The sequence below is a fragment of the Brevundimonas sp. M1A4_2e genome (genome assembly GCF_053345555.1).
This window is the reverse complement of record NZ_JBKFAI010000001.1, coordinates 42,490-60,864: the sequence shown is the minus strand read 5'-3', so window position 1 is coordinate 60,864 and position 18,375 is coordinate 42,490. Positions and strand designations below refer to the sequence as shown.

Annotated in this window: 23 protein-coding genes and 1 other RNA gene; 14 read left to right on the top strand and 10 right to left on the bottom strand. The window is 67.3% G+C overall.

The features are described 5' to 3' along the window. The first annotated feature begins 79 nt into the window (after positions 1-79). The 3 genes from ACLBV5_RS00305 to ACLBV5_RS00295 all read left to right on the top strand — a co-directional run bounded on the left by ACLBV5_RS00305 (position 80) and on the right by ACLBV5_RS00295 (position 1,850). Positions 80-937: a thymidylate synthase gene (locus ACLBV5_RS00305; RefSeq protein WP_447604495.1), complete on the top strand. Its 858-nt coding sequence runs from the start codon at positions 80-82 to the stop codon at positions 935-937. 7 nt (positions 938-944) lie between these two features. Beyond that, on the top strand, positions 945-1,244 hold the full coding sequence (locus ACLBV5_RS00300) for a phosphoribosyl-ATP pyrophosphohydrolase (protein WP_447604494.1): 300 nt from the start codon (positions 945-947) through the stop codon (positions 1,242-1,244). Positions 1,245-1,322: 78 nt separating this feature from the next. Further along, positions 1,323-1,850, top strand: coding sequence for a dihydrofolate reductase (locus ACLBV5_RS00295; RefSeq protein WP_447604493.1), 528 nt, complete (start codon positions 1,323-1,325; stop codon positions 1,848-1,850). Between the two features lie 75 nt (positions 1,851-1,925). Here ACLBV5_RS00295 and ACLBV5_RS00290 read toward each other — a convergent pair whose 3' ends face one another. After that, positions 1,926-2,348, bottom strand: coding sequence for a universal stress protein (locus tag ACLBV5_RS00290; protein WP_303683719.1), 423 nt, complete (start codon positions 2,346-2,348; stop codon positions 1,926-1,928). 27 nt (positions 2,349-2,375) lie between these two features. After that, positions 2,376-3,443, bottom strand: a complete 1,068-nt coding sequence (locus ACLBV5_RS00285) for an Mrp/NBP35 family ATP-binding protein (RefSeq protein WP_447604492.1) — start codon at positions 3,441-3,443, stop codon at positions 2,376-2,378. 87 nt (positions 3,444-3,530) lie between these two features. Here ACLBV5_RS00285 and miaA point away from each other — a divergent pair, with 87 nt between their 5' ends. From miaA to ACLBV5_RS00270, 3 genes are all read left to right on the top strand, one after another. Next, positions 3,531-4,412, top strand: a complete 882-nt coding sequence (miaA, locus tag ACLBV5_RS00280; protein ID WP_447604491.1) for a tRNA (adenosine(37)-N6)-dimethylallyltransferase MiaA — start codon at positions 3,531-3,533, stop codon at positions 4,410-4,412. 13 nt (positions 4,413-4,425) lie between these two features. After that, positions 4,426-4,794: a transfer-messenger RNA gene (gene ssrA, locus ACLBV5_RS00275) on the top strand. A gap of 101 nt (positions 4,795-4,895) precedes the next feature. Continuing rightward, positions 4,896-5,393 (top strand): ClpXP protease specificity-enhancing factor SspB, encoded by a 498-nt coding sequence (locus tag ACLBV5_RS00270; protein WP_312447053.1) that lies wholly within the window; start codon positions 4,896-4,898, stop codon positions 5,391-5,393. A 114-nt stretch (positions 5,394-5,507) separates the two neighbouring features. Here the strand turns inward: ACLBV5_RS00270 and ACLBV5_RS00265 are convergent, their stop codons facing one another. Continuing rightward, positions 5,508-6,050 carry a GNAT family N-acetyltransferase gene (locus ACLBV5_RS00265; RefSeq protein ID WP_447604908.1) on the bottom strand — a complete coding sequence of 181 codons (543 nt, stop codon included), beginning with the start codon at positions 6,048-6,050 and terminating at the stop codon, positions 5,508-5,510. Between the two features lie 106 nt (positions 6,051-6,156). Continuing rightward, positions 6,157-6,507 (bottom strand): RusA family crossover junction endodeoxyribonuclease, encoded by a 351-nt coding sequence (locus ACLBV5_RS00260; protein ID WP_447604490.1) that lies wholly within the window; start codon positions 6,505-6,507, stop codon positions 6,157-6,159. A 105-nt stretch (positions 6,508-6,612) separates the two neighbouring features. Here ACLBV5_RS00260 and fumC point away from each other — a divergent pair, with 105 nt between their 5' ends. After that, complete coding sequence (gene fumC / locus ACLBV5_RS00255) at positions 6,613-8,004, top strand: class II fumarate hydratase (protein ID WP_121482825.1); 1,392 nt, start codon at positions 6,613-6,615, stop codon at positions 8,002-8,004. Between the two features lie 63 nt (positions 8,005-8,067). Here the strand turns inward: fumC and ACLBV5_RS00250 are convergent, their stop codons facing one another. Both ACLBV5_RS00250 and ACLBV5_RS00245 read right to left on the bottom strand, forming a co-directional pair. Beyond that, positions 8,068-8,463 carry a YccF domain-containing protein gene (locus ACLBV5_RS00250; RefSeq protein WP_303683724.1) on the bottom strand — a complete coding sequence of 132 codons (396 nt, stop codon included), beginning with the start codon at positions 8,461-8,463 and terminating at the stop codon, positions 8,068-8,070. A gap of 93 nt (positions 8,464-8,556) precedes the next feature. Further along, positions 8,557-8,790, bottom strand: a complete 234-nt coding sequence (locus ACLBV5_RS00245; protein ID WP_003167222.1) for a DUF2171 domain-containing protein — start codon at positions 8,788-8,790, stop codon at positions 8,557-8,559. A gap of 121 nt (positions 8,791-8,911) precedes the next feature. Here ACLBV5_RS00245 and ACLBV5_RS00240 point away from each other — a divergent pair, with 121 nt between their 5' ends. Beyond that, entirely contained in the window at positions 8,912-9,100 is a 189-nt protein-coding gene (locus ACLBV5_RS00240; RefSeq protein ID WP_303683725.1) for a DUF4169 family protein, read from the top strand. Here the strand turns inward: ACLBV5_RS00240 and ACLBV5_RS00235 are convergent. Further along, positions 9,097-9,981, bottom strand: a complete 885-nt coding sequence (locus ACLBV5_RS00235; RefSeq protein ID WP_303683726.1) for a DMT family transporter — start codon at positions 9,979-9,981, stop codon at positions 9,097-9,099. The two genes, ACLBV5_RS00240 and ACLBV5_RS00235, sit on opposite strands and share 4 nt — an antisense overlap. Before the next feature lie 190 nt (positions 9,982-10,171). Between ACLBV5_RS00235 and ACLBV5_RS00230 the strand changes: the two genes are divergently transcribed. The 3 genes from ACLBV5_RS00230 to ACLBV5_RS00220 are packed head-to-tail and all read left to right on the top strand — an operon-like array spanning position 10,172 to position 11,559. Beyond that, on the top strand, positions 10,172-10,588 hold the full coding sequence (locus ACLBV5_RS00230; RefSeq protein ID WP_134581183.1) for a YbaY family lipoprotein: 417 nt from the start codon (positions 10,172-10,174) through the stop codon (positions 10,586-10,588). Positions 10,589-10,591: 3 nt separating this feature from the next. After that, positions 10,592-10,831 (top strand): ribbon-helix-helix domain-containing protein, encoded by a 240-nt coding sequence (locus tag ACLBV5_RS00225; RefSeq protein WP_025977485.1) that lies wholly within the window; start codon positions 10,592-10,594, stop codon positions 10,829-10,831. Further along, the gene (locus tag ACLBV5_RS00220) at positions 10,828-11,559 is read left to right on the top strand and encodes an SIMPL domain-containing protein (RefSeq protein ID WP_134581184.1); all 732 of its coding nucleotides are present in this window, start codon (positions 10,828-10,830) and stop codon (positions 11,557-11,559) included. The genes ACLBV5_RS00225 and ACLBV5_RS00220 overlap by 4 nt, the downstream gene beginning before the upstream one ends. 5 nt (positions 11,560-11,564) lie before the next feature. On the opposite strand, the gene ACLBV5_RS00215 is transcribed toward ACLBV5_RS00220, so the two are convergent. The 3 genes from ACLBV5_RS00215 to ACLBV5_RS00205 are packed head-to-tail and all read right to left on the bottom strand — an operon-like array spanning position 11,565 to position 12,420. Beyond that, positions 11,565-11,912, bottom strand: a complete 348-nt coding sequence (locus ACLBV5_RS00215; RefSeq protein ID WP_313632955.1) for a DUF488 domain-containing protein — start codon at positions 11,910-11,912, stop codon at positions 11,565-11,567. 4 nt (positions 11,913-11,916) lie between these two features. After that, on the bottom strand, positions 11,917-12,225 hold the full coding sequence (locus ACLBV5_RS00210) for a hypothetical protein (RefSeq protein WP_025977488.1): 309 nt from the start codon (positions 12,223-12,225) through the stop codon (positions 11,917-11,919). 9 nt (positions 12,226-12,234) lie between these two features. Then, positions 12,235-12,420: a hypothetical protein gene (locus ACLBV5_RS00205; protein ID WP_025977489.1), complete on the bottom strand. Its 186-nt coding sequence runs from the start codon at positions 12,418-12,420 to the stop codon at positions 12,235-12,237. Between the two features lie 134 nt (positions 12,421-12,554). On the opposite strand from ACLBV5_RS00205, the gene ACLBV5_RS00200 reads away from it, so the two are divergent. The 3 genes from ACLBV5_RS00200 (at position 12,555) to ACLBV5_RS00190 (ending at position 18,372) form a co-directional block, all read left to right on the top strand. Next, positions 12,555-14,957, top strand: a complete 2,403-nt coding sequence (locus tag ACLBV5_RS00200) for an ATP-dependent helicase (protein ID WP_447604489.1) — start codon at positions 12,555-12,557, stop codon at positions 14,955-14,957. Then, the gene (locus ACLBV5_RS00195) at positions 14,954-16,201 is read left to right on the top strand and encodes an O-antigen ligase family protein (protein WP_447604488.1); all 1,248 of its coding nucleotides are present in this window, start codon (positions 14,954-14,956) and stop codon (positions 16,199-16,201) included. Before ACLBV5_RS00200 ends, ACLBV5_RS00195 begins: the two co-directional genes overlap by 4 nt. A 68-nt stretch (positions 16,202-16,269) precedes the next feature. Beyond that, complete coding sequence (locus tag ACLBV5_RS00190; RefSeq protein ID WP_447604487.1) at positions 16,270-18,372, top strand: DNA topoisomerase IV subunit B; 2,103 nt, start codon at positions 16,270-16,272, stop codon at positions 18,370-18,372. The last annotated feature ends 3 nt before the right edge of the window (positions 18,373-18,375 follow it).

The window sequence follows — 18,375 nt, the reverse complement described above, 5'->3', positions numbered from 1 at the left end:
CAGCGGGCGTTTTCTCTTTTCTGTGAGCAAGAGAATCAGGCCCCTGCCCTCGGGAGAGAATCAGCGGCATCCTCAGAGCATGAACGCCGCCGTCGCCCTCGCCGATCTTGAAGCCCGCACGGCGGCCGCGCCCGCCGACCATCCCGAATGGCAGTATCTGAACCTGCTGCGGGATATCCTCGACAATGGCGTGCGGCGCGACGACCGCACCGGCACCGGAACGCTGGGCGTCTTCGGGCGTCAGATGCGCTTCGACCTGTCCAAGGGCTTTCCCCTGCTGACGACGAAGAAGCTGCACACGCGGTCGATCTTCATCGAACTGCTGTGGTTCCTGCGCGGCGAAACCAACATCGCCTGGCTCAAGGACAACGGCGTCAGCATCTGGGACGAATGGGCCGACGCCGAGGGCGACCTCGGCCCCGTCTACGGCAAGCAGTGGCGCTCCTGGGCCGCCCCGAACGGCCAAAGCATCGACCAGATCAGCAAGCTGGTTCACGGCCTGAAGACCAACCCCAACAGCCGCCGCCACATCGTCAGCGCCTGGAATCCGGCCGACGTGGACGACATGGCCCTGCCGCCCTGCCACTGCCTGTTCCAGTTCTTCGTCGCCGATGGAAAGCTGAGCTGCCAGCTGTATCAACGCTCGGCCGATGTCTTCCTGGGCGTGCCGTTCAACATCGCCTCCTACGCCTTGCTGACGCACATGCTGGCCAAGGTCGTGGGGCTGGAGCCGGGCGACTTCGTCCACACCTTCGGCGACGCCCACCTGTATCTGAACCATCTGGAGCAGGCAGAGCTTCAACTCAGCCGCGCCCCCCTGCCCCTGCCGACCCTGACGGTGGCGGACAAGACCGACCTGTTCGGCTTTGAGCTGTCGGACTTCGTGCTGAACGACTACCAATCCTGGCCGCACATCAAGGCCGCCGTCGCCGTCTGATCCTCGCATGAAGCTGACCGACCTGCAGGCGGATGTGCTGCGCATCTCCGACATCTACGCGCGCGAACACGCCATCGACCGCGACCGCGACTGGGCTCTGCTGAAGTTGCAGGAAGAGCTGGGCGAGCTGACCGCCGAGCACTTGCGCCTGACCCAAAGGGCGCGCGGCGCCGCCGACGCCCAAGCCCTGGCCGATGAAGCGGCGGACGTGTTGGGCATGCTGCTGATCTACTGCGACCGCGCCGGCGTCGACCTGAACGCCGCGATGCAGCGCAAATGGCTGAGCTGGCTGAAGACCGAGGCTTGAAACTGCTCCAGCCGGACGCCTAACTCCTACGGACGGGAGCGGCGTCGCGCGGCTCCCGATTCGCTTCGGAGAACCGCCTTGGCCCTGCCTCGCATCGCCCTCGTCGTCGCCCGCGCCCGCAATGGCGTCATCGGCCGGGACGGCGACCTGCCCTGGCGGCTGCGCTCGGACCTGCAGCGCTTCAAGGCGGTGACCATGGGCAAGCCCTGCATTATGGGCCGCAAGACCTGGGAGAGCCTGCCCCTGCGTCCCCTGCCGGGGCGGCTGAACATCGTCCTGACCAAGGACGAGTCCTACGCCGAGGCGGGCCTGGCCAAGGGCGCTGTTGTCTGTTCGACGCTGGACGAAGCCCTGTCCATCGCCCGCGAACAGGCGGCCGACGACGGCGTGGACGAGGTCTGCGTCATCGGCGGCACGGCCGTCTTCGCCGCCGCCCTGCCGCGCGCCAAACGCCTGTACATCACCGAAGTCGAGGCCGAGCCGGAGGGCGACGCCGTCTTCCCCGCCCTTGACGAAACCGCCTTCGTCCGCACCGCGTTTGAACCGCATGAGGCGGGCGAAAAGGACGAGCACGCCTTCGCCTTCACGGTTCTGGACCGCTGCTGAACATCAGGAGGTCCTCGGGATCACGCCAATGAGATCATGCCCGGCGGGATATTCGAGCCCACCTGAGCCGAGACCCTAGCGCGCGATCGTCACGCTGACCGGGGCGCGGGCGGCGACAGCCTCGGCGGTGGAGCCCATCAACCAGTTCACCAGCCCTTTGCGGTCGCCTGTGCCCACCACGATGTGATCCGCGCCCAGGGCGGCGGCGGCCGCGATCAGGGCGTCAGCCACGTCGTGCCCTTCGGTCGTGACCGCTTCAACCGACGGGCAATAACGCCGCGCCTCGGTCATCGACCGCATCAGAATGGCGTCCTGCTCCTCGGCCTTCCAGGCGCGAATGTCCGGGTGGCCGCTGGCCGAGCTGAGCGGATTGACCGCCACCAGCGCCAGTCTGGCGCCTTTCGCCCTGGCGAACTGCGCCGCGATGCGCACGGCGCTTTCAGCGTGCGCGCTGCCGTCGATGCCGCAGACGACCACGGCTTGTTCCTGCTCAGCCATCATGGCCTCCCTCTAAGAGCCCGCGACCTAAAGACCCAAGGACTGGGCGACCTTCGCGGCGATCTGCCTGAAACGCTCGGACGCCGGATGCTGCGGGTCAACGGCGACCAATGGCCGCCCCGCGTCGCCGGCCCGCCGCAGCGCCCCGTCCAGCGGCAGATCGCCCAGATAGGGCGCGCCCAGACGCGCCGCCTCGGCCTCGGCGCCGCCGGTTCCGAACACCTCGCCGCTCATGTTCTCGACCAAGCCAAACGTGGGGACGCCGACCTTGTCGAACAGGGTATGCGCCCGGCGCGCGTCGGCCAGGGCCACTTCCTGCGGCGTCGTGACGATGACCGCCCCGTCCAACGGCGTCTTCTGGATCAGGGTCAGTTGCACGTCGCCGGTGCCCGGCGGCAGGTCGATGACCAGGACGTCCAGCGGTTGCTCTTCCGTCCCCCAGCGCGTCTGGGTCAGCATCTGGTTGATGGCCTGCGACGCCATCGGCCCGCGCCAGATCATGGCGTCCTCGGCCTTGGTCAGCAGGCCGACCGACATGGCCTTCAGCCCATGCGCCACGTGCGGAACCATCGCCCCGTCCTCATAGGCGGGCTGGCCCGAAATCCCCAGCATGGTCGGCAGCGACGGGCCATAGACGTCCGCGTCCAGCACCCCGACCGACAGGCCGCGCGCCGCCAGGGCCGCCGCCAGATTGACCGAGACCGTCGACTTGCCGACCCCGCCCTTGCCGCTCGCCACGGCCAGCACGCGCTTCACATGGGCCGGGCGCTCGGTCGGAACCGGTGCCTTGGGCCGCCCCTGATCCGTCGCCGCCTTCGACAGTCCGGCCGTGCGGCGCGCCGGCGCGGCCACCGCCTCGGCCGTCAGCACGACCGACACCCGCTCCATGCCCGGCATGGCCTTCAGCGCCGCCTCGGCCGCATCGCGCACCGGGGCGTAAAGCGCCGTCTCCCTGGCGGGAACCTCCATGACGAAGCCCGCGCGCCCCTGGGCCACCACCAGTCCCTGCACCAGCCCGGCGGTCGCCAACCCCTGCCCCGACCTGGGGTCGGTCACGGCGTCGAGGACAGCGAGGACGGCGGCGCGGTCAGTCACGATGAAGACTCCTTGAAGACCCGACGGACTTGCCGGGCCGGTGACGGGCGTTCTATCGCCCTAAGCGTCCGTTCGCGAGTTGATCCTTTGTCCCAGCCCCTCCTCACCCTGATCGCCGGCCCCACCGCCTCAGGCAAGTCGCGGCTGGCGATGCAGCGCGCGCGCGAAACGGACGCCCTCATCATCAACGCCGACAGCCAGCAGTTGTACGCCGACCTGCGCGTGCTCAGCGCCCGGCCGTCCGCCGAGGACGAGGCCGAGATTCCGCACCGCCTCTACGGCGTCGCCGACGCCGCCGACGCCTGGTCCGTGGGGCGCTGGAGCCGTGCGGTGATGGATCTGCTCGCCGAACTGGCCGCCGAGGGCCGCCCGGCCCTGCTGGTCGGGGGGACGGGCCTCTACTTCAACGCCCTGACCAAGGGGCTGGCCGACATCCCGCCTGTCCCGGTCGACGTCCGCGACGCCGTTCAGGCCGAGTTCGACGCCGAGGGCGAGGCCGTTTTCCGGCGCCGCCTGGCGCACATCGATCCGGCCGCCGAGGCCGCCATCTTCCCCGCAGACCGCCAGCGGCTGGTCCGCGCCTTTAGCGTGCATCGCGCCAGCGGCCGCGCCCTCAGTGACTGGAAGGCCGACACCCGCCCCCTGCTGGCGCCCGGCAGCTATGAGGCCCTTGTCGTGGAGCCCCCGCGCGAACGCCTTTACGCCGCCTGCGACGCCCGCGTCGATGTAATGATGGCCCACGGCGCTCTGGACGAGGTTCGCGCCCTTGTCGCCCGCGACCTGCCCCCCGATTTGCCCGCCATGAAGGCTGTCGGCGTGCGGGAGCTGGCGGCGCATCTGGCGGGCGACCTGTCGCTGGACGACGCCGTCGCCGCCGTGAAGCAATCCACCCGCAACTACGCCAAGCGCCAGTTGACGTGGTTCCGCAACCAGCAGCGAGACTGGCCTCGCCATCCCGGTTTCGCATGAACTTCTGCGCCAGCCCCTTGGAAGGCGGCGTCGCCCATACTATATTGATCCTGCTCGGGTTCGCCCGGGCTATGGCGATAAACGCGCCTGTAATAAGCGGACCGGACCCGGGTGCGAATCCCGGCGGCTCCACCAACTTCTTCCCCGCGTTATCGGCGGAGGCAGCATGGGGCCGACTAGCATCGACGGACGTGTAAAGAGGATTGCTTTCGCTCGTCCTGGCCCACCGCATCGGGCCTTTATCTAACTGCGAACGATAACTTCGCTGGAGAAGTCCGCCTCGCCGCGTAATGCGGTTCGGTTGATTTCGAACACTTAAGTCCTAGGGGTTCAGATCCTTAGGCGGGGCCTGTCGGGAGCCTGGCAACAGAATCCCGGCGCTTCTCGCAAAAATCGAAATTCCTGATCCGGCGGCGACTCTGCGTCTTCCGTCGCCTGCGCTTGGCGGGTAACAGTCACGCGTTCCCCTGTTTTGAGGCGCTGATGACGGATCAAACTCCCCCTGTCGACGAGATGCACTATGAGCAGCTCGCCCAGGACGCCCTGCGCGGCGTGATCCGCCTGGCGCTGGAGCGCGCGGCCATGCCCGAGGGCATCCCCGGCGCCCACCATTTCTACATCACCTTCAAGACCCGCGCGGCGGGCGTCAGCGTCCCGCCCGACGTCCTGGCCAAATATCCGGACGAGATGACGGTGGTGCTGCAGCACCAGTATTGGGATCTGGCGGTCGAGCCTGACCTGTTCTCGGTGATGCTGAAGTTCGGCGGCGCGCCCAAGGTGCTGACCGTGCCCTATAGCGCCGTGGTTCGTTTCTACGATCCCAGCGTGCAGTTCCTGCTACAGTTCGACGAGCCGGAAATCGTCGAGGCCGAGATCGCCCCCCTGTCGCCGCCCGCGCGCGACCCGGAGGCCGCAGCCCCGCCGCCTTCCGGCGACGACGGTCCCAAGGTCGTCTCTCTGGACCAGTTCCGGAAGAAATAGGCTTCAAGCGTCGCCTTGGCCTCAGCGCCCGAGCGCCGGTACCCCGAGGTTACTCAGGCTCCATAAACATCCACACAGGGTCGTGAAGCGAGGTTCGCCTAAGGGTGAAGGCGATCATCCTGTCGCGGACCTCGTGAGAGCGTAGCAATCGCTCGGGCCGGCGACTTCGCCAAGTTGAGGGCGCGCTTCCCAACTCGCCAGCGTCGCTTCGTAGCTTAGCCCCGCCCTACGGAGGACCGCAGCCGACGCCACGTTGCTAGGATGGCATGTTGCCCAGACGCGAAGGATTGAGGGCTGAGCAATTGCCCAGGCGACCACGGCGGATGCGGCTTCGGTGGCGAAGCCCTTTCCCCAGAAGGGTTCAGCGAAGATGTAGCCGAAGTCAGCCTTGGGCGGTGATAATCGCAGTTCCAGCACCCCTAAAAAGCGCTCAGACATCTTCTCGGTAACAGCCCAAGGGAAAGCCGAGCCCTCGATCCAGCAGCCTTCACAACGCTGCGCGAACGCCAGACTGTCAGCAATATCTTGATGGCGTTGGAACGGCATGAAACGGGTCGGAGGGACCTCGCCCGCATATTGAAAAATGTCCGCAGCATCCATTCTCTGGACTGGACGCAGGCGCAATCGCTCGGTTTCAAAAGTCCCGGGTGCCCGCATTCGCTGACGATATGCGCAGATATCGAATGTTCGCAACCGGGCGCTTTTTGACTTAGGCCCCGTCCCGAAACCGACCCCTGTCCAGACGGACCGAGCGCCCCTGCCTTTACCCCCTCGGAAACACCCTGATGCTGATCCGCTCGCGCTCGCCTTCGCGGCGTTCGACCAGCAGGCGGGCGACTTGGCTGTCGTCGTGGAACAGATAGCCCTTGATGGCGTCCAGCAGGGCCTTGGCCAGATTGTCCAGATCCATCCACGGCGGGTCGCCGACGTGCTCCATCACGATCTCGACGACGTAGTCGCCCCAGGAGGGGCGCGACACCCACTCCTTGCGCATGAACTCATAGACCAGCGGCTTGTAGTATTTGGCCTGGGTGGTCAGGCCGTCGATGGTGATCTCGACCGCCTCGCCCTGCTCGCGCGCCCTGACCTTTCCGGTTCCGATCCAGCCGTGCACGCGCCGTCCGCCTTTCGTGATCAGCGGCTCGCCTTGCTCCGCCGCGCCTGCGTGCTACACCGCCCGGCATCTTCCCGCCACGCCTGAGAGACGAGTCCCGCGCACATGAGCAACGTTCGTATCGAAACCGACACCTTCGGCCCCATCGAGGTCGCCGCTGATCGCTATTGGGGCGCGCAAGCCCAGCGCTCGCTCGGCAACTTCAAGATCGGCTGGGAGAAGATGCCGCTGCCGATCGTGCGTGCGCTCGGCGTCGTCAAGCGCGCCGCGGCCGAGACCAACCGCGACCTGGGCAAGCTGGACGCCAAGCTGGCCGACGCCATCATCGCCGCCGCCAATGAAGTGATCGAGGGCAAGCTGAACGACCACTTCCCGCTGGTCGTCTGGCAAACCGGTTCGGGCACCCAGTCGAACATGAACGCCAATGAGGTGATCTCGAACCGCGCCATCGAGATGCTGGGCGGCGAGATGGGCTCCAAGAAGCCGGTCCACCCCAACGACCACGTCAACATGAGCCAGTCGTCGAACGACACCTATCCGACGGCCATGCACGTCGCCTGCGCCGAGCAGGTGGTCAACGACCTGCTGCCCGCGCTGAAGCACCTGCACGCCGCGCTGGACGCCAAGGCCAAGGCCTGGGCCCACATCATCAAGATCGGCCGCACCCACACCCAGGACGCCACGCCCCTGACGCTGGGCCAGGAGTTCGGCGGCTACGCCCACCAGGTCGCCATGGGCATCGAGCGCATTGAGCTGACCCTGCCGCGCCTGATGGAGCTGGCCCAGGGCGGCACTGCCGTCGGCACCGGCCTGAACGCGCCCGTGGGCTTTGCTGAAAAGGTCGCCGAGAACATCGGCAAGATCACCGGCCTGCCCTTCACCACGGCACCGAACAAGTTCGAGGCCCTGGCCGCCCACGATGCCATGGTCTTCACCCACGGCGCGATCAACACGGTCGCCGCCTCGCTGTTCAAGATCGCCAACGACATCCGCTTCCTGGGCTCGGGCCCGCGCGCCGGTCTGGGCGAGCTGTCGCTGCCGGAAAACGAGCCGGGCTCGTCCATCATGCCGGGCAAGGTCAACCCGACCCAGAGCGAAGCCCTGACCCAGGTCTGCGCCCAGGTGTTCGGCAACAACGCCGCCATCTCGTTCGCGGGTTCGCAAGGCCACTTCGAGCTGAACGTCTACAACCCGGTCATGGCCTACAACTTCCTGCAGTCGGTGCGCCTGGTCGCCGACGCGGCCATCAGCTTCACCGACAACTGCGTCGTCGGCATCGAGCCGCGCGAGGACAACATCAAGGATGGCCTGGAAAACAGCCTGATGCTGGTCACCGCTCTGAACGCCAAGCTGGGCTACGACACCTGCGCCAAGATCGCCAAGACGGCGCACAAGAACGGCACCACCCTGCGCCAGGAAGCCGTCGGCGGCGGCTATCTGACCGACGCCGAGTTCGACGAATACGTCCGCCCCGAGAAGATGATCGCGCCGCAGTGAGCCGCGGGCATCACCAGATATGAAGACGCCGGTCGGGTTCGCCCCGGCCGGCGTTTTTCATGTTCAGCCCTTGTCGCGGATGGTCCGCCCCACCGGCGCCAGCGACAGCCGCGCCAGTTCGACATTCTTCAGCGCGAACGGAATGCCGATCAGGCTGACGAACTGCGGCACGGCGATCAGGATATGCGCCAGGGCGATGTACCAGCCCGCCAGCACCAGCCAGATCACGTTCAGCCCGACACCCAGGCAGCCTGCGCCCAGATCAGCCGGGTTCGGATCGCGCCAGACGATCTCGCGCCCGAACGGCCAGAAGGAATAGCTGGCGATCCGCCACGCCGAGAACGCCCACGGCAAGCCCACGACGGTCAGCGCCAGCAGCAGTCCGCCGAACAACCAAGCCAGACCCGAGGCGAAGCCGCCCAGGAAGAGCCACAGCAGATTGAGGATCAATCGGATCAAATCATCGGCCCTTTCGCGTCACCACCCCCCTCATATGGCGAAAGGCCCCGCTGATTGCAGCGGGGCCTTCGATGAAATCACGGTAAGGCGTGACTAGTGCTTCTCGGTCCAGCGCGCCTTGGCCTCGTCCTTGCTGAGGTTGAGATGAACGTGCTCGTCGACGCGGGACACCCAGCTGACCGGGATCATATGGTGCTTCAGGCCTGAACCCAGATCCAGTTTGGCCAGCTCGATCTGATCGCCCTTTACGTGGTCCACCCGGCCGACGTGGCCGCCGTCGGAACCGACGACTTCCTGATGTTCCTTGATCATCGAGGCGTTTATCATGATTGACTCCAATGGCTGTGAGGGACGCTGAGACAACGAGCCCGCCCGCCATGGGTTCACCGCCAAGCCTATCGTGGGAGTTCACAATGTCGATGCCCCGCCCGATGCCGGGACGCGCCTGATGGCCGAGATCGTCAACTTGAACCGGGCGCGCAAGGCGCGCGCCAAGGTCGACGCCAAGCGTACGGCCGAGGCCAACCGCCTGACCTTCGGCCGCACCAAGGTCGAACGGCTGACCACCCAGACGGAGCGCGAGCGCGACGCCGCCCGGCTGGACGGTCACAAGTTGGAAAAGCCTGACGACGCCTAGGCCGCCGATCGCTTTGGCGCGCGGATCAGGAACAACTGCCCGGCCAGCACAAGGGCCAGGCCCGCCAAGGCCAGGACGCCGAAGCGGGCGCCCTCGAACATGACCGACACCAGCATGGCGATCGGCGGCGTCAGGGCCGAGATGTAGCTGGCCAGCGCATAGCCCCTCGCCCTGGCGATGGTGAAGTACAGGCCGAAGGCGATGACCGAGCCAAACACCGCCAGGTACAGCAGGGAAACGATATAGGCCGGGCTCCAGGCGACCGACCACGACACCCCTGTGACCAGGGCGTAGAGCGCCAGCGTTCCCGTGCCATAGGCCATGGCCCACGCGGTCGAAGGCAGCACCTGCGAGCCCGCCTGCTGGCCGCGCCAGGCGAACCAGTTGCCGAAGGCCGAGGCGACGACAGCGATCAGGGCGAAGCTGACGCCCGCCACGGCATGGACGCCCAGCCCCGCGCCCATCACCTCGCCCGCAGACAGAACGCCGACGCCCGCCACGCCCATCCCGGCGCCCAGCCAGGCGGACGGCGCCGCCTTCTGGCCCGAGGCGACGCGGAACAGGATCAGATTCAGGAAGGCCAAGGCGGCGAAAATCACCGCCACCACCGCCGAGGCGATCTTCTCCTCCGAGGCGTAGACGAAGGCGTAGCTGATGGCGAACGAGAACAGCCCCTGCCCCAGCGCCGCCAGATGCTGAGTGCGCGTCAGGGCCAGCCGCCCGCCCGTCGCCTTGACGACGAGCGCCAGCAGGGCCGAGGCGATCCCGAACCGCAGCACCACCGACACCACCGGGTCCACAGCGCCCAACTGGAACGTGATGGCGTACCAGGTGGTGCCCCAGATCAGGGCGCAAACGCCCACGCCGCCGAAGGCCAGCATGGCCGGCGACCGGAGAAACGACGATCCGCCTTCTGGCGATGGAGCATCAGACTGGGGCACTCAGGCGCACTCGACAGGACTAAACGACACATGGCGATACCACCGCTCGGGCGTCCCGTCTCTCAAGCGTTGCAGCCATATGTCGCGCTGATGCGTTCTGCTAAGCTGACCTTATGCAATGGAGGCGCTGATGCGCTCTTTTCTCGCCCCGCTCGTCATGATCCCTGCCCTGATGGCGGCAGCCTGCACCACCTCGCCCGAACCGTCGAGCGACACGACCGAAGTCCGGGTCACCGCGACCTATCGTGAGCGCATCATGCTGCCGCCCGGCCATACCCTGACGGTCAGGATCGAGGACGTCAGTCGCGCGGACGCTCCATCGCGCGTGCTCGCCGAGTCGCGGCAGCCTTTGGATGGCCGCGCGCCCCCTTACGCCGTCACCCTGTCCGTTCCGAACGACGAGATCGACAGCCGCTTTGAATACGCCGCCCGAGCAGAAATTCGCGATGCCGCCGGCGCCCTGCGCTTCACGACCGACACACGCCATTCGGTGCTGACCCGCGGCGCGTCGAACAGCGCCGACATCGTCATGGTGGGCGTGCGGTAAGCCTTGAGCGGTCTCATTAAACGATCCGTCCTGCTGTCAGGCCACGCCACATCGGTGGCGCTGGAGCCTGAGTTCTGGGCCATTCTGGACGCCATCGGGGCGGAGCTTTCCTTGAGCCGCGCCGGACTGATGATCCGTATCGACGACTGGCGGGGCCGCCGCCCCCTGGCGTCATCCTGCCGCGTCCTGGCCCTGCAATGGGCGGGCGGCGACCGCAGCTTTGCAGAAGAGAAGACCCCATGAGCGATAATCGCATCGACACCGCTCGCCTCATCCCGGCGGCTGTCTTCGGCGGCCTGGTGGCTGTCGGCCTGATCGGCGGCGGCGCCTTGATCGGACAGGGCGTAGTCAACGCCCGCGCCGGCGACCGCTCCGTCACGGTGCGCGGCCTGGCGGAAAAGGACGTGAAGGCCGATCTGGCCGTCCTGCCGATCCGCTTCACCACCTCCGGCGACGTGCTTTCCGAGGTCCAGAGCCGCATCGACGGCGACCTGGCCATCGTGCGCCAGTTCCTGAAGGCGCAGGGCTATCCCGACGATGCTGTCGACCTCGGCCAGCTGGGCGTCGCCGACACCCGTTCGCGCGAATACATGAGCCAGACCGGCGGGCCGCGCTTCATCCTGACCCAGACCGTGATCGTGCGCACCACCGACGTGGACCGCGTGCAGACCACGACGCGTAATCTGAACGATCTGGTGCGCCAGGGCGTGGTGCTGCAGGACTTCAACGGCCCGTCCTACATCTTTACCAAGCTCAACGACGTGCGCCCGGCCATGATCGCCGAGGCCACCGCCGCCGCGCGCAGCGGTGCCGAACAGTTCGCCAAGGATTCCGGCGCGCCGCTCGGCCCCATCAAGACGGCCGGCCAGGGGTCTTTCGAGATCCTATCGCGCGACGGAACCGGCGACGAGGCTAGCTCCCCGAACAAGAAGGTGCGCGTCGTCACGACGATCAGCTACCGCCTGAAATAGTCGGCTCAGGTGCCGCCTAGAAAGGCCGCGAGCACGACCGCGTCGTTGTGCTCTTCATCTTTCGCCCCATAGACCAGCGTCGCTCGGCCGCTCGCCAGTGCGGCCTTCAGCTCCGAGACCGCCTCGGCGTTCGCCATCAGCTCGGCGCAGTACCGATGCTGGAACTCGGGCCATTTTTCGGGATCGTGGTTGAACCACTGGCGCAACTCAGTGCTGGGCGCCACCTCTTTCAGCCAGAGGTCGACTTGCGCCTTGCCCTTGCTCAGCCCGCGGGGCCACAGGCGGTCGACCAGAATGCGCGTCCCGTCCGCCTGAGACGGAGACTCATAGACGCGCTTCAGGCCGACCGTCACGGCGTCAGGCCTTGGGTTCCGGCGTCGTCACCTGAGGGGTCTCGCTGGGGCGGGGGAGTTCCGGCGGCGCGGGGCGATCTGGAACGTCGGGCATGCGCGGCGCGGGTACGCTTATGTCCACATCGAGGTTCGGCGCCTCCGGCGCAGGCGCGCGTCCCCCGGCGAAGACGAACCAGGCGATCACCGCCACGGCGACCAGCAGCCCGCCCACCAGGAAGGCCAGGCCCGCTCCCCCGCCTTTGCGTGGCGGCGGGGCGGTGTTGATGGTCGTCTGATGAACGACGCGCTCGGGCGGGAGGTTAGGGTCCGTCATCGCGCGACCTCAGTTGCCGCCCGGGACGGCCGGCGCCGAAACTTCAGGCAGTTTGACGTCGACATCGACGTTCTTGGTCTCCGGCGCGGCGCCTCGGCCCAGCAGGAACCAGGCCAGTATGGCCACCACCACCACCAAACCGCCTACGATAAAGGCGAGACCGGCGTTGCCGCCGCTGCTTGAGTTCTCCGCCATCAGGCATCCCTTCCTATGTAGTCCCTGTCATTTGGGACAACGACGCTCTGGCTTCACGGTTCCGTTCATTCCCTGGCTGAAGGGGACTGACTTTGGCCGCTGTGCTGCTTATGTTCTCCTCTTCCAGATTCCGCATGGGCGCCCCGCCCGCCCCAGACGCCCAGACGCTGTCCCGAGTACCCGCCCCTGTGACCGACCTGCCCGCTCCCCGCATTTCCGACCTCGCCCGCGCCCAGAGTCCGCAAGGTGCTCCGCAAGGCGCGACGTCCGACTATCTGGCCGGGCTCAACCCCGAACAGCGCGAGGCGGTGGAGACGACCGAGGGGCCGGTTCTGGTGCTGGCCGGAGCCGGCACGGGCAAGACGCGCGTCCTGACCACCCGTCTGGCGCACATTCTGGCGACCGGCCGGGCCAAGCCGTGGGAGCTGCTGGTCGTCACCTTCACCAACAAGGCTGCGCGCGAGATGCGCGAACGGATCGGCCACCTGATCGGCCCGTCGGCCGAGGGGTTGCGCTGGCTGGGCACCTTCCACTCGGTGGCCGCACAGATCCTGCGTCGTCATGCGGAACTGGTCGGGCTGAAGTCCAGCTTCACCATCTTGGACACCGACGATCAGGAGCGGCTGCTGAAGCAGCTGCTGGAAGCGGCCAACATCGACACCAAGCGGTTCACGCCCAAGTCGCTGGCCCATATGATCGACCACTGGAAGAACCGCGGCTGGACGCCCGACAAGCTGCCGCCCGACGAAGACTTCGCCAACGGGAAGGGCCCGGCGCTCTACGCCGCCTATCAGGCGCGGCTGGCGACACTGAACGCCTGCGACTTCGGCGACTTGCTGCTGCACAACATCACCATCCTGTCCAAACACGCTGATCTGGCTGAGGAATATCGCCGCCGGTTCCGCTACATCCTGGTGGACGAATATCAGGACACCAACGTCGCCCAGTATCTGTGGCTGCGGCTGCTGACCTCCTCGACCGGCAACGTCTGCTGCGTGGGCGACGACGATCAGTCGATCTATGGCTGGCGCGGGGCCGAGGTGGACAACATCCTGCGCTTCGAGCGCGACTTTCCCGGCGCCAAGGTCATCCGGCTAGAGCGCAACTACCGCTCGACCAAGCATATCCTCGGCGCGGCCTCGGCCCTGATCGCGGCCAATCAGGACCGGCTGGGCAAGACCCTGTGGACCGAGGACGACAGCGGCGACAAGGTGCGCGTGCGCGGCGTCTGGGACGGCGAGGCCGAAGCCCGCCTGATCGCCGACGAGATCGAGACAGCCCGCAAACAGGGCATGAATTACAAGGACATGGCCGTCCTTGTTCGCGCGTCGTTTCAGATGCGGGCGTTTGAAGAACGCTTCCTGATGCTGGCCATTCCCTATGTCGTCATCGGCGGGCCGCGCTTCTTCGAGCGGGCGGAAATCCGCGACGCCCACGCTTATCTGCGGCTGATCCAGTCCGAGGACGACGACCTGGCCTTCGAGCGCATCGTCAACACGCCCAAGCGCGGCATCGGCGACACCAGCGTCCAGAAAATCCTGCACATCGCGCGCGAGAACGGCGTCTCGGCCATGCGGGCGGTGCGTCACCTGATCACGACGGACGAGCTTCAAGCGCGCACCCGCACGCCGCTGGCCAACTTCGTGCGCGATCTGGACCGCTGGCGCGACCTGATGGCCATGGGCACGCCGCACTGGCAGGTCACGGAGACCCTGCTGGACGAGAGCGGCTACACCGCCATGCAGAAGGCCGACCGCACCAGCGGCCAGACCCGCCTGGACAACCTGAAGGAACTGACCCAGTCGATGCAGCAGTTCGAGACGCTGCAGGCCTATCTGGAGCACGTTTCGCTCGTCATGGACCTGGAGCGCCGCGACGAGAACGCCGACGGCTCGGGCTCGGTGCAGATCATGACCCTGCACGGCGCCAAGGGGCTGGAGTTCCCCCTGGTCTTCTTGCCGGGCTGGGAGGAAGGCGTCTTCCCCAGCCAACGCAGCATCGACGAGAAGGGCGTGAAGGGGCTGGAGGAGGAACGCCGCCTGGCCTACGTTGGCGTCACCCGCGCCAAGCAGGATGCGCGCATCAGCTTCGCCGCCAACCGCATGGTCTACGGCCGCTGGACCTCGCAACTGCCCAGCCGCTTCGTCGATGAACTGCCCCTGGCCCACGTCGAGCCGCAGTCGGACACCGGCTACTACGGCGCCTCGAGCGGGATGAAGGAGGCCAAGAGCCGCTGGGACGAGGCTCCCTCGTTCGGCGGCGGCTATTCCAGCCCCGGCTGGAAGCGCGCCCAGACCTACACCGCCGCCCAGACGCCCAAGCCCGCCTACGCCCGCCGCGCCGTGATCGAGGGCGAAGGCCGCCTGATCGCCACCGCCGATCCCAAGGCGGCGTCCGGCTGGTCGCGCGGCGACCGCGTCTTCCACCAGAAGTTCGGCTACGGCCACGTCCGCGCGGTGGAGGGCAACAAGCTGGTCGTCACCTTCGACAAGGCCGGCGAGAAGAAGGTCATCGACACCTTCGTGGAGAAGGCGTGACGGGGGCCGACGCCCTTCGACGTCCGGTCTCCGACACCCCCACCCTGTGGGAACAGGCGGCGGCGGCTCTGATTCTGGCTCTGTTGTCCGGCGCCCTGCTCGGCCCGATCTTCGCACCACAGCAGCAGGAAACGCCGGTGCTTCGGCTGATCTGGCCGCCGATCTATCTGGTGATCCTGGGGCTGGCCGCGTTTCGCGCGCGGCGGATGGCGGCGGCCTGGCCCGCCTTCATTCCCCTGCTGCTGATGGCGGCGCTGGCGTTAGCGTCCAGCCTGTGGTCCCAGGCGCCGGAGGTGACCGAGCGCCGCGTGCTGGCCCTGGTTCTGACCGGCGTCTTTGCGATCTATCTGGGCGCGGTTTTTCGGGGGATCGCCCTGCCCCGAATGCTGACCGCCGCCTTCCTGGCCCTTGGCGTCGGCAGCCTGATCTCCGTCTTCGCCTTTCCCGGCTTTGGCGTGCACGCCGACGTCAACGCCGGAATGTGGCGCGGCCTGTGGTATGAAAAGAACCAGCTGGGCATGGTCATGGCCGTGGGCCTGATCTCCGCCGCCGCCCTGATGGCCGCTCAGGAGCAGAAGGCCGACCGGAACCTGGCGCTGATCGCGCTAGGCGTCTGCGCCGTGGCGCTGTTGGGGTCGCAATCCAAGACCGCCCTCATCATGGCCATGCTGGGCGCCGGGCTGGTGGTCCTGTGTCTGGCGATCCGGCGGATGGGTCCGGTGTTCGGCGTCGTCGCCGTCTGGTGTCTGGGCGTCGCCCTGCTCGGCGGCCTGTGGATCTGGAGCGAGTTTTCCGTCGAGATTCTGGCCCTCTTCGGCAAGGACCCCAGCCTCACCGGGCGAACCGAAATCTGGGACGCCATCGGCCGCATGACCGAACGCAAACCCTGGCTCGGCTATGGCTACAGCGCCTTCTGGCTGCCGCACGCCGAGCCGATGGAATGGATCCGCCATGAGACGGGCTGGCGCGTGCCGTCCGCTCACCAGGGCTGGCTGGACCTGCGCGCCGAACTGGGCTGGACGGGCGTCGGCCTGGTCGGCGCCGTCGTCGCCGTGACCTCGTCCGCCGTCCTGATCCGCCTGTCCGGCCTGGGTCGGCGGGAGGGCTACTGGAGCCTGGCCTATCTGGCCGCCTTCCTGCTGCTCAGCCTGTCGGAGAGCGTGCTGATGCGGCACCAGGACCTGCCCTGGACCCTGTTCGTCGCCCTGATGACCCGCAACCTGATGGTCAACAGGCCTGAATGAGGCGACGCTTGCCCCCGCTCTCTGCGAAGCCTACCAGACCCTGCCCCGAATCGCCGCAAAATGCCCTGATGGACGATCTGTTTTCCAAGCTCGACGACGCCGAACCGACCAAGCCCGCCGCTCCCGCTGCGGCGCCCGCTCCTGCGGCGACGCCCCCGGCGGCCCTTCAGGCAGCGCCTGCGCCGGTGCATGAGCCGAAGGTCGAGCTGACGTCCCACGCCAGCACGGCGACGGCGGCCGCCACCGGCTATTCGGCCTCCTCGATCGAGGTGCTGGAAGGGCTTGAGCCCGTCCGCAAACGCCCCGGCATGTATATCGGCGGCACCGACGAGCGCGCCCTGCACCATCTGTTCGCCGAAGTGCTGGACAATGCGATGGACGAAGCCGTCGCCAAGCACGCCAAGCTGATCACCGTCGATCTGGACGCCGAGGGCTATCTGTCGGTGCGCGACGACGGGCGCGGCATTCCCGTCGATCCGCACCCGCGCCATCCGGGCAAGTCGGCGCTGGAAGTCGTCATGACGGTGCTGCACTCGGGCGGCAAATTCTCGGGCAAGGCCTATGAGACCTCGGGCGGCCTGCACGGCGTCGGCGTCTCGGTCGTCAACGCCCTGTCGGAAAGCCTGGACGTCACGGTGTGGCGCGACGGCTTCGAATGGCGCCAATCCTTCAGCCGCGGCCTGTCGCAAGGCCCGATCCAGCAGATCGGCCCGTCGAAGAAGAAGGGCACCCTGATCCGGTTCAAGCCGGACGAGCAGATCTTCGGCGTCGGCGCGACCTTCAAGCCCGCCCGCCTGTTCCGCATGACCCGGGCCAAGGCCTATCTGTTCCGCGGCGTCGAGATCCGCTGGAGCTGCGCCCCTGAGCGCATCACCGACCAGACGCCCGCCCAGGCGACCCTGCACTTCCCCGGCGGCCTGGCCGACGCCCTGGCCGAGCGCGTGGGCGAACTGGAAACCGTCACCCCCGTCTTCGCCGGGCGCGTCGAGCGCAAGGGCGAGGCGGGCGCGCTGGAATGGGCCGTCACCTGGTCGCCGATCGGCTTCGGCGACGCGGACAGCTTCGTCGCCTCCTACTGCAACACCGTCTCGACCCCCGACGGCGGCACCCACGAGGCCGGTTTCCGCGCCGCCCTGGTCAAGGGGCTGAAGGCCTATGGCGAGCTGATCAACGAGAAGCGCGCCGCCCAGATCACGGCGGAAGACGTCATCGCCAATGCGGGCGCCCTGATCTCCATCTTCATCCGCAACCCCGAGTTCCAGGGTCAGACCAAGGACCGCCTGTCCTCGCCCGAGGGCGCGCGCCTGGCCGAGCAACTGCTGCGCGACCCCTTCGATCACTGGCTGACCGAAAGCCCGAAACAGGCCAACGCCCTGCTCGGCTTCGTCGTCGACCGCGCCGAGGACCGCTTGCGCCGCCGCAAGGACAAGGAAGTCCAGCGCGCCGCCGCCACGCGCAAGCTGCGCCTGCCGGGCAAGCTGTCGGACTGCTCACGACAAGCCGCCGAGGGCACCGAACTCTTCATCGTCGAGGGCGACTCGGCCGGCGGCTCGGCCAAGCAGGCGCGCGACCGCACCACCCAGGCCATCCTGCCCCTGCGCGGCAAGATCCTGAACGTCGCCTCGGCCACGGCGGACAAGCTGCGCCAGAATATCGAACTGACCGACCTGATGCTGGCGCTCGGCGTGCAGGCGGGCAGCCGTTTCAGCGTCGACGATCTGCGCTATGAGCGCGTGGTGATCATGACCGACGCCGACGTCGACGGCGCCCACATCGCGGCCCTACTGATCACCTTCTTCTACCGCTCCATGCCAGACCTGATCCGTCAGGGACGGCTCTATATGGCCCTGCCGCCGCTCTATCGGATTTCGGCGGGTCCGCTGTCGGAGTACGCCCGCGACGACGCCCACCGCGACGAGCTTCTGGCCACCGTTTTCAAGGGCAAGAAGACCGAGATCGGCCGGTTCAAGGGCCTGGGCGAGATGATGGCCTCTCAGCTGAAAGAGACCACCATGGACCCGAAGAAGCGGACCCTGGCCCGCGTCTCCCTGCCCGACAGCGAGGAAGAGATCGAGGATCTGGTCGAGCGCCTGATGGGCCGCAAGGCCGAGGCCCGCTATCAGTTCATCCAGGAAAACGCCCGCTTCGCCGTCGCCGACCTGGACGTCTGATCC